At 42.6% G+C, this 14,815-nt stretch carries 18 protein-coding genes and 1 pseudogene; 10 read left to right on the top strand and 9 right to left on the bottom strand.

Features of this window, described 5'->3' with window-relative positions:
* Window positions 1–405: RNA-guided endonuclease InsQ/TnpB family protein (locus O9300_RS02710; RefSeq protein ID WP_287969896.1), on the bottom strand; the 405-nt coding region annotated here is incomplete at its 3' end.
* 328 nt (window positions 406–733) lie between these two features.
* Between O9300_RS02710 and O9300_RS02705 the strand changes: the two genes are divergently transcribed.
* The gene (locus O9300_RS02705) at window positions 734–1,126 is read left to right on the top strand and encodes a pre-16S rRNA-processing nuclease YqgF (RefSeq protein WP_287969894.1); all 393 of its coding nucleotides are present in this window, start codon (window positions 734–736) and stop codon (window positions 1,124–1,126) included.
* Between the two features lie 39 nt (window positions 1,127–1,165).
* Window positions 1,166–2,320 (top strand): glutamate--cysteine ligase, encoded by a 1,155-nt coding sequence (gshA, locus tag O9300_RS02700; protein ID WP_287969892.1) that lies wholly within the window; start codon window positions 1,166–1,168, stop codon window positions 2,318–2,320.
* A gap of 4 nt (window positions 2,321–2,324) precedes the next feature.
* Here gshA and O9300_RS02695 read toward each other — a convergent pair whose 3' ends face one another.
* Window positions 2,325–2,612, bottom strand: coding sequence for a YggT family protein (locus O9300_RS02695; protein ID WP_147069229.1), 288 nt, complete (start codon window positions 2,610–2,612; stop codon window positions 2,325–2,327).
* A gap of 253 nt (window positions 2,613–2,865) precedes the next feature.
* Between O9300_RS02695 and fumC the strand changes: the two genes are divergently transcribed.
* Window positions 2,866–4,269 (top strand): class II fumarate hydratase, encoded by a 1,404-nt coding sequence (gene fumC, locus O9300_RS02690; protein WP_061431054.1) that lies wholly within the window; start codon window positions 2,866–2,868, stop codon window positions 4,267–4,269.
* A 120-nt stretch (window positions 4,270–4,389) separates the two neighbouring features.
* Here fumC and O9300_RS02685 read toward each other — a convergent pair whose 3' ends face one another.
* The 5 genes from O9300_RS02685 to map all read right to left on the bottom strand — a co-directional run bounded on the left by O9300_RS02685 (window position 4,390) and on the right by map (window position 9,528).
* Entirely contained in the window at window positions 4,390–6,717 is a 2,328-nt protein-coding gene (locus O9300_RS02685; RefSeq protein WP_287969889.1) for a WD40/YVTN/BNR-like repeat-containing protein, read from the bottom strand.
* Between the two features lie 134 nt (window positions 6,718–6,851).
* Window positions 6,852–7,478, bottom strand: coding sequence for an aminoacyl-tRNA hydrolase (pth, locus tag O9300_RS02680; RefSeq protein ID WP_061430600.1), 627 nt, complete (start codon window positions 7,476–7,478; stop codon window positions 6,852–6,854).
* A gap of 49 nt (window positions 7,479–7,527) precedes the next feature.
* Entirely contained in the window at window positions 7,528–7,752 is a 225-nt protein-coding gene (locus O9300_RS02675) for a DUF2811 domain-containing protein (protein ID WP_287969887.1), read from the bottom strand.
* Between the two features lie 438 nt (window positions 7,753–8,190).
* The gene (locus tag O9300_RS02670) at window positions 8,191–8,592 is read right to left on the bottom strand and encodes a universal stress protein (protein WP_012264267.1); all 402 of its coding nucleotides are present in this window, start codon (window positions 8,590–8,592) and stop codon (window positions 8,191–8,193) included.
* 90 nt (window positions 8,593–8,682) lie between these two features.
* Window positions 8,683–9,528 (bottom strand): type I methionyl aminopeptidase, encoded by an 846-nt coding sequence (gene map, locus O9300_RS02665; protein ID WP_287969885.1) that lies wholly within the window; start codon window positions 9,526–9,528, stop codon window positions 8,683–8,685.
* 337 nt (window positions 9,529–9,865) lie between these two features.
* Here map and trxA point away from each other — a divergent pair, with 337 nt between their 5' ends.
* The 7 genes from trxA (at window position 9,866) to O9300_RS02630 (ending at window position 14,130) form a co-directional block, all read left to right on the top strand.
* Complete coding sequence (gene trxA / locus O9300_RS02660) at window positions 9,866–10,183, top strand: thioredoxin (RefSeq protein ID WP_045360722.1); 318 nt, start codon at window positions 9,866–9,868, stop codon at window positions 10,181–10,183.
* Window positions 10,184–10,216: 33 nt separating this feature from the next.
* Window positions 10,217–10,501 (top strand): DUF427 domain-containing protein, encoded by a 285-nt coding sequence (locus O9300_RS02655; protein ID WP_002750041.1) that lies wholly within the window; start codon window positions 10,217–10,219, stop codon window positions 10,499–10,501.
* Entirely contained in the window at window positions 10,498–10,971 is a 474-nt protein-coding gene (gene coaD / locus O9300_RS02650) for a pantetheine-phosphate adenylyltransferase (RefSeq protein WP_002758057.1), read from the top strand. The genes O9300_RS02655 and coaD overlap by 4 nt, the downstream gene beginning before the upstream one ends.
* A 36-nt stretch (window positions 10,972–11,007) precedes the next feature.
* Complete coding sequence (locus tag O9300_RS02645) at window positions 11,008–11,667, top strand: ATP synthase subunit B family protein (protein ID WP_041803739.1); 660 nt, start codon at window positions 11,008–11,010, stop codon at window positions 11,665–11,667.
* A 167-nt stretch (window positions 11,668–11,834) separates the two neighbouring features.
* The gene (locus O9300_RS02640; protein WP_190723526.1) at window positions 11,835–12,632 is read left to right on the top strand and encodes a hypothetical protein; all 798 of its coding nucleotides are present in this window, start codon (window positions 11,835–11,837) and stop codon (window positions 12,630–12,632) included.
* 148 nt (window positions 12,633–12,780) lie between these two features.
* Window positions 12,781–13,623, top strand: coding sequence for a dihydropteroate synthase (gene folP, locus O9300_RS02635; RefSeq protein ID WP_287969881.1), 843 nt, complete (start codon window positions 12,781–12,783; stop codon window positions 13,621–13,623).
* 48 nt (window positions 13,624–13,671) lie between these two features.
* Entirely contained in the window at window positions 13,672–14,130 is a 459-nt protein-coding gene (locus O9300_RS02630; protein ID WP_002758047.1) for a cupin domain-containing protein, read from the top strand.
* 17 nt (window positions 14,131–14,147) lie between these two features.
* Here the strand turns inward: O9300_RS02630 and O9300_RS02625 are convergent, their stop codons facing one another.
* A complete protein-coding gene (locus tag O9300_RS02625; RefSeq protein ID WP_036389287.1) occupies window positions 14,148–14,348 on the bottom strand; it encodes a hypothetical protein in 201 nt (66 codons plus the stop codon).
* Between the two features lie 324 nt (window positions 14,349–14,672).
* A pseudogene (locus tag O9300_RS02620) lies at window positions 14,673–14,815 on the bottom strand (Rpn family recombination-promoting nuclease/putative transposase); the annotation flags it as partial.

Raw genomic sequence — 14,815 nt, 5'->3', positions numbered from 1 at the left:
AATAGGTAAAGGTTCTGTGCATTTGGCTAAATAGATTTGTTTGTCTTTAAATTTAAAGGCTGATTTGGTAAATTCGGCACTTCCTCCCTGATGTTTTTTCTTAAAGTTAGGATACTTAGTACGACCAGCAAAGAAGTTAGTGAAAGCTGTTTGTAAATGTCTTAACCCTTGTTGTAAGGGTACACAGCTAACTTCGTTTAAAAACTCTAATTCTTCTTGCTTTTTCCAATCAGTTAGCATTGAAGAAGTTTCAGCATATCCTACTCTTTCTTGTCTTTCGTACCAAGCTTGTGTTCTGAGATGGAGTGCCTTATTGTAAACCAATCTTACACAGCCCAAAGTGCGCCGCAATAGCGACTCTTGTTCGGGTGTTGGGTAAAATCGAAACGAATAGGCTTTTTCCATACCTCACATTTTAGCATATATTTCGTAAATGTGCTAATATTTAACAGTAAAGCCGTCGTAGAACGACGGGGTTTCAGACCCAAATTTTCGATGAACTCGACCCATTTGGTCGATTTTTGCTTAACAATTGAGATGGCAAATTCTCCTCAAATATGCCTGAATCGTGGGTAAGCAACTCACATAAAGTTAATTTTGTCAAGGATTGTTAAGATGCGCTTACCCTGCTAAAACCCCAACACCCTAAAACCCTAAAACCCCAAAACCCGACACCCAAGACCCTAATTTAGTGATTTAATAAAACCGACCACTGCTGCAGGAGATAAAAACTATGTGTATTCTCGGTTTTGATCCGGGTAAGGATAAATGTGGGATCGCGGTCAGGTCATCAACGGGGAAAATTTATACCCATGAGGTGATAGCATCGTCACAAGCGATCGAGCGTTTAGCTAGTCTCTGTCAACAATATCCGATCGAATTATTGGTGATGGGGAATCAAACCACCTCGAAAAGTTGGCGCCAAAAAATTGCCGCTCGTATCACCATCCCGATTACTCTAGTAGATGAACGCAATAGTACCCTAGAAGCGCGCGATCGCTATTGGCTGATGTTTCCCCCCAAAGGATTACAGAAACTCATCCCCCAAGGTATGCGTCTTCCCGATCGCCCCATTGATGATATAGTGGCGATTCTGCTGATCGAACGTCATTTACAGTCCAAATAATGTCACACTACAAAATAGACACAGCAAGGTGGATTGACGATGCTCCTAAGTAAAGGTTTTGAAGTGGAAATGTACACCGGAACAGCAGCCGGAGAAATTATCGGTTTATCCGATCGCATTGTCAAGGATTTAGATGGTTTTGTCCGGGAACCGGATAGTCGTAACGTAGAATATACTACGGCTCCCATGACTAACTATGACCGTCTTTTATGCGCTACTTTAAAACCTCGTCTCGCTCTACGGCGATATTTGCGTCGTTTAGGCGATTATACCCTAATCCCTGGCAGTACCCTCTCCTTGGGCGATAGTCAACATTTTTATCGCAGTGACCCCCACAATCCCTATCATGACTATATTGAACAGACCTACGGCACTAATGTAGTCACGGCCAGTATTCATATTAACGTCGGTATTAGCGATTATGAGGATTTAATGCGTGCCTGTCGCTTAATTCGCCTAGAAGCTCCTTTATACTTGGCTTTAAGTGCTTCTTCTCCCTTTCTCGATGGGAAAATCACTGGGTCCCATTCCCGTCGTTGGCAAGTTTTCCCCCAAACTCCCGCTTATGTTCCCCTCTTTGAAAGTCATAAACATTTTGTCACTTGGACCCAGGAACAATTAAAACTCGGTACGATGCAGAATGTTCGTCATCTCTGGGTTTCGGTACGTCCTAACGGTAGCAATCGTCCCTATAATCTCAATCGTCTAGAATTGCGAATTTGTGACCTGATTGCTGATCCTATTAGTTTATTGGCAGTTATGGCTTTTTTAGAGGCCCGTTTAACTCAACTTTTACAGGATACCCAATTAGACCCTTTAATTTTAAGTCAATTACCCAGCAGCAATCGCAGCGAGGATTTATTAACTTTAACCCAAGAAAACGAACAGGCTGCCGCACGTTTTAGTCTTGATGCCACCCTGAGACATTGGTACGATGGCCGGGAAATCTTAGCTAGGGATTGGATTAAAGACCTCTATGTTCAAGTTTATCCGATCGCTAAAGAAAAGGGTTTTAGTTGTTTCCTCTCTCCCTTACAAAAAATCCTCCGCGAAGGTAACACTGCACAACAATGGTTAAAACAATACGACCAAGGTATGGATGTTAAAAGTATTATCAAACAGGCGATTATTACCCTAGAAAAAGAGGAACGAGAGTTAGAACATAAATTATGTCAGCATATTTTAGTCGCGTGAATAATTATTTTAAGGCCATGGTAATTAAACCCTGTTGACCGAGAAGAATTTCCCGCAGCAGCGTACAAATTCCCACCCAAATAATTGGAGAAATGTCAACTCCTCCTAAGGGGGGTATGAGTTGACGCACGGGGATTAAAAAAGGTTCCGTTGGCCAGGCAATAATATTAAAGGGAAAGCTATTTAAATCTACCTGTGGATTCCAAGTCAGCACGATCCGTAAGATAAACAAAAGGGTCATCAACCCTAAGATAATTCCCAATGTCCAACTTAATGCGATCGCTGTGTCCATAGTCTCTAATCCCGTCTTTTTTACCGATTATCTTCCCTAAAATATAACAGTTTTTGTCTCATTTAATCATCCTAATCGCCCCAGCACCCTGCCAGTTATTCTTGTCAACCTCCCGGGTAAAAATGCCGCCAATAAAAAGTCCCAATAGGGCTTGACAAACTAGCTAGACTTGACTTATACTTTTATTATAATGGGAATCCGTGTCGTCCTGGAGACCCTCTCTTTTCAGGCCAGATGCAGAAGTAACTTAAAGATGACAGAATTTCGCATCGAGAAAGACAGCATGGGAGAAATTCCCGTACCTGCCGATAAACTTTGGGGAGCGCAGACCCAAAGATCCCTACAATACTTTAGTATCGGTGATAATCTCATGCCCCGGGAGATGATCGCGTCCTATGCCATTCTCAAAAAAGCCTGTGCAATTGTCAATCAGCAAAAAAATCGTCTCAGTCAGGAGAGAAAAAACCTAATCTGTCAAGTCTGCGATGAAATTTTAGCCGGACAACACGCGGATAACTTTCCCCTCTACGTTTGGATGACGGGAAGTGGCACCCAGTTTAACATGAACATCAACGAAGTCATCTCCAATCGTTGCAGTCAACTGACGGGGAATCCTCTGGGTAGCAAAACTCCCGTGGACCCCAACGATCATGTTAATATGTCCCAATCGACTAATGATTCCTTTCCCTCGGCCATGTATATTGCCGTTGCCTTGGCAGTCAAGGAAAAATTAATTCCCAGTCTGCAACTATTACGGAATAGTCTCGATGAAAAGGCGCAATTATGGGCAAATATAGTTAAAATTGGTCGCACTCACCTACAGGATGCCACCCCTTTAACCCTCGGACAAGAATTCTCCGGTTATGTGGGTTTATTGGATGATGGCAGCGATTGGCTAGAAAAATGTCTAGAAAAAGTCTATCGTTTATCCTTGGGAGGAACAGCAGTAGGTACGGGAATTAATGCTCCCCCAGATTTTGATCGAGATGTGGCTGCCGAAATCGCTAATCTGACTAAATTACCCTTTATTACCGCCCCTAATAAGTTTACCGTGCAAGGTTCCCACGATGCTCTAGTTTTCTTGAGCGGGGGATTGAAAACTATCGCTAGTTCCCTGTATAAAATTGCTAATGATATCCGTTTACTTAGCTGTGGTCCCCGTTGTGGATTAGGAGAATTACAGCTGCCGGAAAACGAACCGGGTTCTTCAATTATGCCGGGGAAAGTTAATCCCACCCAATGCGAAGCTTTATCGATGATAGCATTGCAGGTGATGGCTAATGATTTAGCGGTGACGATGGGAGGCGCCGGAGGACATCTGGAAATGAATGTCTATAAACCGCTGTTGATTCATAATCTCATGCAGTCTATCCGTTTGCTCACTGATGGTTGCGGTAATTTCTGTCAGTTTTTGGTTAAGGGGATGACTGCTAATCAAAAACAAATTGAGACTTTTTTAAATCAATCCTTGATGCTGGTGACTGCCTTAAGTCCCGTGATTGGCTACCAAAAGGCTGCCTACGTCGCTCATTATGCCCTAGAAAAGGATTTAACTCTGAAAGTGGCAGCCTTGCAACTGGGATACATCAAGGAAGCGGATTTTGATCGCATTGTTGACCCCGCTAAGATGGTCAATCCCTACGTTGCCGATGGTTAATTCTCTGAGGGGTTGACTGCTGTAAAAATCAGAGGTCGCAGGCAGGCACGGATTCCCATTATATATATAAGTATAAGGCAAGCGGCGGGATTTGTCAAGCCCCGCCGGTGAAAATTTCCGCTAAACTTGGCTAATGATAGCGAAGAAAACAAACAGAAAAACCATAAATGCCCCTGCCATGCGGAAGAAGGATTTAGGAAGATTAATAACTTTCTCCAGTTTCAAGAAACCCACCAGAAAATAAGCGGCGATTGCTAGGAGAATCGGGATAACCACGCGCAAGATTGTGCCAAGTGGACCAGAGAAAAATTCACCGATTTTATAGCGGGGTGTATTTTCTTCCGCATGAGGAGGAATAGTTACACTTGTCCAAGTTTCTCCCCCATCGGTGGAACGAAAAACTGTAGTTTTAGCGCCACCAAAACCGAATAAAGTTTTATCTTGAGCGTAATTAGGAGAAAACTGGACGGAGATACCAGAGGAAGGGATACTATGAATTTTCACTAGGGGTATTTTAGGATCACCAATTGATTTAAAAGTTTCCCCGCCATCGGTAGATTTAAACAAACCATCTCCCTGTAAACTAACTATTACCGTGCGATCATTAGCATAATCAGGAGAGATAGCAATGGTTTCTACTGATGCCTGCGGATTAAACCCTGGTTTCTCTAATTTTGTCCAACTTTTAGCCCCATCTTTGGTGACAAACAAACCAGAAATTGTCCCAGCAAAAATAGTTCCATCACTGGGATAATTGGGAGACATTGCCAACTGCACATTAGAGGTTTTTGATAGGGGGGTTCCTTGGCTGACATTTTTCCAAGTTAGTCCACCATCAACACTTTGATAAATACCCTCTTTTCCCGTGACAAACAAAGTTTTATCCTTAGCAAAATCAGGGGAAGCTACCATGGCAGGGGCATAATTACCAAAAATTCTGCCCACTTCACTGATCTTTTTAACCGTATTTCCTCCATCGGTAGAACGAAATATTCTGCCTTGCTGATTGGTGAGAAAAAGAGTTTTATCCTTGGCAAAATCTGGGGAAGGAACTATCCTCGGACCGCGGACTCCTTCATCGATTTCGATAATTTTCCAGAAATCACCACTGTTATCGGATTTGGCAAATTTATTGCGTAAAAACCCCGCAAAAATAGTTCTATCTTCTCCATAGTTAGGAGAAAAGGCAATGTCAAAGAAACGCCGGGGATCTTGTCCTGATTCTTCGGGATCTTTACCAAGTCGATAAACCTCTAAACCGCGATTAATTGGTGTCCAAGTTTCCCCTTTATCCCGACTGATGAAGATATTGCCTACATAATTAGCAATGACGACAGTGGCATCCTCGGCATATTTAGGAGAAACCGCCATGGCGATAACTGTTCCCCGGGCTAAAGTTTCTATTTCCTGCCATTGTTTGCCGCTATCCGTGGTTTTAAATAAGCCATTAAATCCCCCCAAAAACATCGTATCTTGAACTATTTTTAAATCCATAAAATGGGGAACTTTATAATCATCAGCCTGTTTATCTTTGGTTAAACCCTCGCTCATTTTTGTCCAACTTTTGCCCCCATCTTGCGAAACATACATTCCCTCATACCAAGTGATGGCATAAAGGGTTGAATTTTGGGTATACTGGGGAGAAATAACGATGTCTTCGATGATTTTATCCTTAATTCCTTCGTTAACAGCTTGGAAGCTTTTACCATCATCAACGGTTTTAAAAATACCTGCTTCTTTTGTGCCGACAAAAAAGGTTTTATCCCTGTCTAAATTAGGAGAAAAAGCAATTGTATCCACTGCCCCCACATTAGCAGGTAAGGGGAGATTCTGCCAAGTTTTCCCCCCATCGGAGGAAGTGTATAATTTACCCTGTTCATCCCCGAAAAAAATTCGATCAGGATTGTTGGGAGTAATAGCTAGAGAGGTTATCAGTGCCGTGGTGGGGAAAATATTTGACCAATTTTTACCGCCATCTTCGGTTAAATAAACCCCTTTTTCTAATCCCACTGCCGCTACTATATTGGGATCGGAAGGGGCAATTTCTACGAAGTTAATAAAGTTAGTTTCTAAACCCTGATTAACTTTCTGCCAAGATTCCCCCGCATCTTCACTTTTATAAATACCATCGGATCTTGAAGCTAAATAGAGAATATTTTTATTGAGGGGAGATAGGGATAGGGAACTTAATTCCCCCGTATAATCTAAACCTTGAATTAATCTTGTCCAGTTGCTACCTCCATCCCTAGACTTATAAAAGTTATTTCGCACCAAGATATATACTGTATTATCTGTCTGGAAATCGGGAGAAACTTCCAATTGACTAATTACATCATGGGGACGATGGGCAAAAGCAGCATTACTCCAAAGACAAAAAACTGTAGCGATTATCAATAAAATGAGATTAAACTTGTGGGCGAATCTCAGCAAACTTTGGCGATTAATCATAGTTAAACTGCTAATATCGAGGATAAAAATTGACCTAATCTAGCAAAGGGCGATCAAAATTTGACCGAGGGTTCTGTAAGAGTATAGACGAAAATGGCGATTATAACCATTACTAAAATCAGGCTTATTTGCTATCAGCATAGATTAGAACCAATCTCTACACTTTGATTATTGTAGAGACTCATTGCCTTTTGTAACCCTTGTTTGAGACCAAGTTCGATCGCTTTTCTGGACAAGTCTAACACTTTCAAGATCACTTGGTTTTCTTGGGGGGTGAATCGGCCTAAAACGTGGGAAATTGTCGCTTTTTCGGTTGATTTACCGATTCCTATGCGTAAACGAGCGAAGTTTTCCGTGCCAACGTGGGCAATCATTGATTTAATACCGTTGTGTCCGCCAGCCGATCCCGATAGACGGATTCTCAACCGGCCTAGGGGCAGATCCATATCATCGTAAATGACTAAAATCGACTCTGGAGCTAGTTTATACCAGTCCAGCACCGATCGCACCGATTGCCCGGAGCGATTCATATAGGTTTGGGGTTTCAAGAGACGAATTTTGCCCGGGAGAGGACTGTCACCTTCGGCAATAAAACCTTGAAATCGCTTGTTTTCCTGCCAAGACAGCCCCCAATCCCGTGCTAATGAGTCCACAGCTTCAAAACCGATATTATGACGGGTGCGATCATATTTGGGTTCGGGATTACCCAAACCGATAATTAGCTGAGGAATGATTAAATTAGGGGTTTTATCGGAATTCATAGGGGAAAATCGGGTTTTTAACCATGACCCGACTCTTATTATCCCCGAATTAGCACTCCGAGCGCTGGAACAAAGTTTCTAGATAAACCTTGGCACAGCTATTTGGCTCCTCAAAATTCATCCTTTCGGAGGATTGACAATTAAGTAGAAAAAATGATAAGGCCGCCGTAAACACACCATCTTGATCCCAACCGGGGTGAGTTTCTAGATATTGTTGTAGGGATTGGTGGAGGATTTCGGGGATTTCTGCCAAGATACTGACTGATGTATTCATATCGTTTACCTCTGAATCTGAAGTGGGGAAATCCCTGACTGGTGCAGTGGACAGTAAGGACTATTGTGAGCCAAGTTGGGGGGAGTTGCAATATTACCAGATGTAAAGGAATGCTTTAGAAAAACTTAATATTTACGAGGGAATAAGGGTTAGAGCTAGATTTTATTTACTCAACTTAACAATAACTCAGTATCTATCGATGGGAATTTTGACAATCAAGATTAATTTTTTCTAGAAGCAAGTGCCGATTCTATCGCTGTTGCCTGTGGAAAAGTCTGGGTAAACTGTGGAAAACTTGGGAGTGAGTGGGGAAATACTGGGGAATGTATGGGGGAAAACATTGGGGAAAAATAAGATTTGCAAATTTTAGTCAGCAGTGGTGCTCAAGACTACTTAGGCACTCTTGCCAGAGTACCTTTTCTAGCTGAATGCTGGCTGCTATGCTTTTACCACCAATACTGAACAGGTAGCTTCTGCCACCACGAGACTACTAACAGAATCTTCGATCACCCGTTGAACTCCCGTTAATCCCCGACTGCCGATCACGATCAGATCAGCATGATAGATATTAGCTAAACGAATAATTTCCTCCGCTGGATCACCAAAGATGACCTCGATTTCACTAGGGGCAGCAATCTGGGATTGATAGCAGCGCAATTGATCTTCAATGATCTCACGGGAGGGGTGAGGGCGATCCACTGGCGATTCATCTCCCTCCTTGCCGAGGATATGGGTGAGTATGAGGCAAGAATTTGCCGTTAGAGAAAGGGAATTCAAGGAATCAAGGACTCGATCCGATAATTCCCCACAATCTAAGGCAACAACGATATTTTTAAACATTTTGACTACATCCTGCCGCTAAACAAACTTCCAATTAAGATTCCGGAGCAAAAAATCTTTTATTTTGCCATTATGCCTAGATAGACAATTTTATCGGTTATTGCGCTCGGTTAAGATTTCGTACCCCGTGGCGGTTACTAAGACAGTATGCTCAAACTGAGCGGAGAGAGCATTATCCATCGTCACCACCGTCCAACGATCGCGCAAAGTTCTGGTATGTTTAGATCCTGCGTTGACAATTGGTTCAATTGCCAGAGTCATCCCAGCGCGGAGCTTGACATTGGGTAACTGATTAGTGCGAAAATTAAATACCGAGGGTTCTTCGTGGAGATTTCTGCCGACTCCATGACCGGTAAAATCTTCTACTACTTGGAAACCGTTAGCTTGAACGTGATCTTCGATCGCTGCTGCGATATCGAGTAGATAATTGCCCGCTTTTACCTGATTTATGCCTTTATATAAAGCTTCTTCCGCCACGCGGATTAATTTTTCGGCTTTGGGAGAGACGGAACCGATCGCGATCGTGATACAGGAATCCCCATGATAACCTTGGTAGTAGGCCCCCGTATCTACCTTTAACACAGAACCGGCTTTGAGGCGTTTTTTCGGGCTAGGGATACCGTGAACGACTTCGTTATCGACGGAGGCACAAATCGAGGCAGGAAAGCCATAATAACCTTTAAAACTGGGAGTAGCACCCATTTCGCGAATACGTTTTTCCGCATAGACATCCAGATCCGCCGTCGTCATCCCGGGTTGAGCGATCTCGGCGATTTCCTTAAGGACTGTAGCGGCAATTTTACCCGCTTGTCGCATAATCACGATTTCTGCGGCGGATTTAGTTTCGATTCCCCGGCGGCTTTTCTGTACTCGCGGCGAACCTACTTGCTCTGGGGTTTTAGTTTCGGGAAAAAGCAGCTTGGTTAGGATGTTCATGGAGAGTTGGCTGTCGAGTCTTTACTTAACTTAGCATTTTCCCGGCGATCGATGACTGCTCTGGAGAAATCAAAAATCTTCCCTTAGGTGAGGAGACAGGAGACTCCGAGACAGGAGCAGGGAGCGGGGAGCAGGGAGCGGGGAGCAGGGAGATGAGGATAAAAAAGACAAGAGACAACTATCCTAGCCATAAAACCGAAAATTATCGCAAATTTATCTGAGTTTTAAGATATTTTGAGCCGATAGCACCTCGAGAACTTACTTTTGCAGGAGGTTAAGGAGCATATAGAAAAGCTATAGTAGGGAAAAGGCTATTGTTCCAGCGAGGTGACAATTTATGGCAGTCAAAAAAGAGTTTTCCAGTTTTCAGCAACTGTTGCAAACCACTAATCTCCCCGTGTTAGTGGATTTCTATGCCACTTGGTGCGGTCCTTGTCAAATGATGGCTCCGATTCTAGAACAAACGGGAATGTATTTCAAAAATCGCCTACAAATTGTCAAAATTGATACAGACAAATATCCTAATTTAGCCACTAAGTACGGTATTCAAGCTTTACCGACTTTAGTAGTCTTTAAAAATGGTCAACCGATCGATCGAATCGAGGGAGTGGTGCAGGTTAACCAACTGGTTCAACATTTACAAACTCTGTTGTAAGATAATTTTGAACCAGAACTAGGAGTTAGTGCCATGGCAAAGGCGATTTGGAATGGTGCAGTGGTAGCGGAAAGCGATAACTGCGAAATTGTCGAGGGAAACTACTATTTTCCCCCCGATACCATCAAAGCTGAATATTTTCAACCCAGTAACACCCATACCATTTGCTCTTGGAAGGGAGAGGCTAGTTATTATACTCTCAGGGTAGATGGACAGGACAATAAAGATGCCGCTTGGTATTATCCCGATCCTAAACCAAAAGCCCAAAATATCAAAGGATATATCGCTTTTTGGCGAGGTGTGCAGGTTGAGAAATGATCGCCATCTACCCCGGCAGCTTCGATCCAGTTACACTCGGTCATTTAGATATTATCGAACGCAGTGTGCCACTATTCGAGCGAGTAATCGTGGCAGTTCTTTGCAATCCCCATAAAAACCCCTTATTTACCGTCGAAAAACGCATAGAACAGATCAGTTACTGTACAAAACACCTGAAAAACGTTGAGATAGACAGTTTTTCAGGATTGACGGTTGAATATGCCAGATTGAAAGGCGCTAAGGTGCTGTTGCGGGGGTTGCGGGTCCTCTCAGACTTTGAAAAAGAACTGCAAATGGCCCATACCAATAAAACCCTCTGGGAAGGGATCGAAACGGTTTTTTTAGCCACCACCAAAGAATATAGTTTTTTAAGTAGTAGCGTGGTTAAAGAAATCGCTCAATTCGGTGGCTCCGTCACCCATCTAGTCCCAGAAAACGTTTCTAGAGATATTTACTCATACTACAGTTAACATACTAGAATACAGCAATGAGGACGATCTGAACCTATGGCGCGCCGAGAACCTAATGATCGCAGAAAAGCAGTACCTAACACTTCTAATAGTGGGGTTCCCAGTCCACCCGTCGATTTCGATATCTATCAGGATTTGGCGCGTCTGCAAGAGATGATTTTTGATAGTTTCCATATCCCCCTCACCCGTTGGACAATCATCGATGAGGGACAGATATCCGAACAGATCGATCTCATCTATGAAACCGTGCCACCAGCAGTACAGAAAGCTTTAGCAATTTTGCAGGAAGAACAGGAAATTATCACTAAAGCGGAGGAATACGCTCAACAAGTCCTTCGTTCCGCTCAACAAAGGGCTGCCCAAATTCTCGATGAGTCCGGTATTATTCAACAAGCAGAACGGCAAGCAGCCCAAATTCGTCAACGGGTTCAGCAGGAGTGTGAATCCTTGCAACAACAAACCCTCGATGAAATCGAACAGATGCGTCACAGCACCTTGCAGGAAGTGCAACAGTTACGACAAAAAACCCAAGCTGAATGTCATGAAATTCAAAAAGGTGCTGACGACTATGCCGAAGCGGTTTTAGAACATCTCGATCGAGAATTAGGGGAAATGTTACAAGTTATTCGCAACGGTCGTCAACAGGTAAGATCGAAACCAACATCGTCAAAAAATCTACCCGGAGAACGTCCTTAATCAGTGATCAGTGATCAGTGATCAGTGATCAGTTATCAGATGTAAGTTTTAAGTTAATTAGTTAGTTAGTTATCTTCATCTTTATCCCTGATTACTGTTTACTATTTACCGCTCACTGAAAAGAACCAAACCCCCAATCCCTCACTGATAACTGATAACGGAATTTCATGAATAACCCCTCCTCGAATTCCCATCTATTCGGACGCTTTGTCAGCGGGTTATTCAGCTGGAAAATTTGGTTATTTGTCCAGATATTTCAAGGCAGTAAAAGCTTTTATCGATTCCTGTATCATTATTTATATCGTCGTCCTAAAATCGCTCGCATTCTCGGTAGCGATGTCGTCTATATTCCTGAGAAAAAACTTTATAGCATTCCCCTTGATGTGCTGAAAATGGAGCAGCAAATGGTTAATAGTGATCGCCAGCAGTTGACTTCTATTACTACTTGGAAAGTTAAAACGATTCATCCCACCATCACCGAAACCGAGATACAATTCCACGATATTACCGTCGATTTACAACAGGTACACTTGATTAAATCAGACCTTAATAACTACGATTATACTAATACTCGCCGCTTGGCTCCTCTGGTGAAAACCTTACTTTTTGAAATTAACCCCAAAATTGCCAGTTTAGTAGAAAAGAAAAATCAATTACATAGACTGCGAAATCTGGCCGCATCTTCCGAAATTTTTCATTCACAAACCCCATTATATGATCGAGCAATTAATCAAGTCCAGCTAATTATTGATCAAGCGGAAACTTTGAGACAAGAATGTTTAAAATTTATCCGAGAAACCCTGATCGAACGGGAATTAGTGCAATCCGATATCGATAGCAATCTCGTTGATTTGCCCCTCGATTTTGCCAGTCAATATCAACTAATTCAAGAAAAATATCAACTCTGGAAAGAAGAAGTACAAGCTTATTTTGAATTAAAAGATTCTTCTCTACCTAAAAATTAACTATGACCATCAGTATTCAGTATTCAGGAGTTAGGAGTCAGGAGCCAGTATTCAGGAGTCAGGAGATTATTTTTATTTATTCTCCCTTTTGCATGAGTGCATGAGTGCCTCTCCTGATATGTAGCCTATACTCAACGGATTTAGTATTATGTCTAATTTAACGGCAATTCGTGAACATATTTTTGCTTGGGGAAAACGCACCTATATCATGGGTGTTTTAAACGTTACTCCCGATAGTTTTAGTGATGGGGGAGAATTCGACAATGTTGAAAATGCCCTGCTACAGGCGATGAAAATGATCGAGGCCGGGGCTGATATAATCGATATCGGTGGTCAATCCAGCCGTCCGGGAGCCGAAGAAATTAGCCTAGAATCGGAATTATCGCGAGTTATTCCCGTAATCACCGCTATTCGACAACAAAGTTCTATTCCTATCTCTCTCGATACTACCCGGGCGATCGTGGCAGCCCAAGGTATCGCCGCCGGGGCCGATTTGATCAATGATATTTCTGGGGGAACCTTCGATCGCCTATTATTGCCCACGGTGGCTAAATTGGCCGTTCCCATCATCCTCATGCACCTGCGGGGCAATCCGCAAACCATGCAATCTCTAACAAATTATGACGATTTAGTCAAGGAAATTAAAGAATTTTTACAGAATCGCGTTAAGGAAGCTTTACAGTGGGGTATTGCTAGGGAAAATATTATCATCGATCCGGGGATTGGTTTTGCCAAAACTGGGCGACAAAATCTTGAGTTATTGCGGGAATTAGGGCAATTTCGGGATTTAGATTTACCTATTTTAATTGGATTATCGAGAAAACGCTTTATCGGTGAGATTACAGGCAAAGATGACCCAAAAGAACGAGTTTTCGGAACGGCGGCGGCCTGTGCCATAGCGATCGCTAAGGGGGCCGATATCCTGCGCGTCCATGATGTGGCTGCGATCGTAGATGTGAGTAAAGTGGTGGACGCAATCGAGCGAAGTTGAAAATTTTTGCTAGTCTTAGAATCATCCACACTTCGATCGAAATCAGCGATGAATAGCCAACTAACTAGCGATCACTGTATGTTACCCGTGATTCGATCTCCCCGGGATTATCAAGTTTTTCGCATTAGTGCTGGGGATACGAATCGTTTAGCGATCGTCTTCGATTCTACCGTAGCGGGGGATTCCTTGACCGTTTGTGTGGAAATTTTCGATCCCCACGGTCGCACCCCTACCCATCGTCATCATTTTGCCGTAGAAATGTTTTTTATCCTCAAAGGGGAAGGAATGGCTATCTGTGATGGTAAACCGATTCCCCTGGGGCCGGGGGATAGTTTATTAGTCCGTCCCACGGGTATTCACGAGATTAGAAATGTGGGGGACGGAAGACTTTATGCACTATGTTTTATGGTTCCTAATGAGGATTTTTCGGAATTAATTCGCAATGGGATACCAGAGGAGTTAGACGCAGAAGATTTAGAGGTGTTGATGGGAACTATTAAAGGATAATCAAGCAATACCATCCCTTAAATTTTGGGCTTTTTTTCTAGAAAGAGGGCGATAAAAAAGGTAAAGGTTCCTCCCAGAAGTCCGAAGATTAGCCAATTTAATCTTGGATAGCCTTTATTGATAGCGATGACTGTAGCAATGCCACCGATGAGACAATGCCAGAAAAAAAGCAACAAGAATAAATCTAAGCTCAGGGAAATATCACCAATTAGTTTCATATTTTATCAGTAGATCGATAGAGTTAATTGTTTAGATAGCAAATCTCTAGAATTTTACCAATGACCGAATCCCTCACCCGATCTTATGTTTATTAACCTTTATAAGTATTTCTCTTATTTTTTTGTCCAAGGCCATTTTGTTCCCATCTCGGTTAAAGCTGAAAAAACTAGATAGAGAATAAGAAGGGCAACACAAAAGAGAAAAGTCAATAAGTCGTTATTCATCGAGTTATCGCTGATAGGTTAAAGGTCACTGATTCGCTACTATTCATTTTCCCACTACTTAGCAATTGCTGCTTTTCTAGACTGTTTAAACAGGATCGATCATTGTTGCTGTTGTGCCAAATAGTTAAGCACTGTTTCCAGAGTCAAGTCTAAGCGTTCCGAGATTTGTTGCGGGGTTAAACCGAGGTCTTGCAGTAGAGGAATTGTTTTCAATTTTTGCAAGTTTATTCCCTGTTCAATTC

Source organism: Microcystis sp. LE19-195.1E (genome assembly GCF_027532095.1).
Classification (GTDB): domain Bacteria; phylum Cyanobacteriota; class Cyanobacteriia; order Cyanobacteriales; family Microcystaceae; genus Microcystis; species Microcystis aeruginosa.
This window is presented reverse-complemented; position numbering and strand designations above follow the sequence as displayed.

Excerpts from the sequence above, each read along its gene's own strand:
- O9300_RS02705 (WP_287969894.1), top strand. The coding sequence starts at position 734 with ATGTGTATTCTCGGTTTTGATCCGGGTAAGGATAAATGTGGGATCGCG.
- gshA (WP_287969892.1), top strand. The coding sequence starts at position 1,166 with ATGCTCCTAAGTAAAGGTTTTGAAGTGGAAATGTACACCGGAACAGCA.
- O9300_RS02695 (WP_147069229.1), bottom strand. The coding sequence starts at position 2,612 with ATGGACACAGCGATCGCATTAAGTTGGACATTGGGAATTATCTTAGGG.
- fumC (WP_061431054.1), top strand. The coding sequence starts at position 2,866 with ATGACAGAATTTCGCATCGAGAAAGACAGCATGGGAGAAATTCCCGTA.
- O9300_RS02685 (WP_287969889.1), bottom strand. The coding sequence starts at position 6,717 with ATGATTAATCGCCAAAGTTTGCTGAGATTCGCCCACAAGTTTAATCTC.
- pth (WP_061430600.1), bottom strand. The coding sequence starts at position 7,478 with ATGAATTCCGATAAAACCCCTAATTTAATCATTCCTCAGCTAATTATC.
- O9300_RS02675 (WP_287969887.1), bottom strand. The coding sequence starts at position 7,752 with ATGAATACATCAGTCAGTATCTTGGCAGAAATCCCCGAAATCCTCCAC.
- O9300_RS02670 (WP_012264267.1), bottom strand. The coding sequence starts at position 8,592 with ATGTTTAAAAATATCGTTGTTGCCTTAGATTGTGGGGAATTATCGGAT.
- map (WP_287969885.1), bottom strand. The coding sequence starts at position 9,528 with ATGAACATCCTAACCAAGCTGCTTTTTCCCGAAACTAAAACCCCAGAG.
- trxA (WP_045360722.1), top strand. The coding sequence starts at position 9,866 with ATGGCAGTCAAAAAAGAGTTTTCCAGTTTTCAGCAACTGTTGCAAACC.
- O9300_RS02655 (WP_002750041.1), top strand. The coding sequence starts at position 10,217 with ATGGCAAAGGCGATTTGGAATGGTGCAGTGGTAGCGGAAAGCGATAAC.
- coaD (WP_002758057.1), top strand. The coding sequence starts at position 10,498 with ATGATCGCCATCTACCCCGGCAGCTTCGATCCAGTTACACTCGGTCAT.
- O9300_RS02645 (WP_041803739.1), top strand. The coding sequence starts at position 11,008 with ATGGCGCGCCGAGAACCTAATGATCGCAGAAAAGCAGTACCTAACACT.
- O9300_RS02640 (WP_190723526.1), top strand. The coding sequence starts at position 11,835 with ATGAATAACCCCTCCTCGAATTCCCATCTATTCGGACGCTTTGTCAGC.
- folP (WP_287969881.1), top strand. The coding sequence starts at position 12,781 with ATGTCTAATTTAACGGCAATTCGTGAACATATTTTTGCTTGGGGAAAA.
- O9300_RS02630 (WP_002758047.1), top strand. The coding sequence starts at position 13,672 with ATGAATAGCCAACTAACTAGCGATCACTGTATGTTACCCGTGATTCGA.
- O9300_RS02625 (WP_036389287.1), bottom strand. The coding sequence starts at position 14,348 with ATGAAACTAATTGGTGATATTTCCCTGAGCTTAGATTTATTCTTGTTG.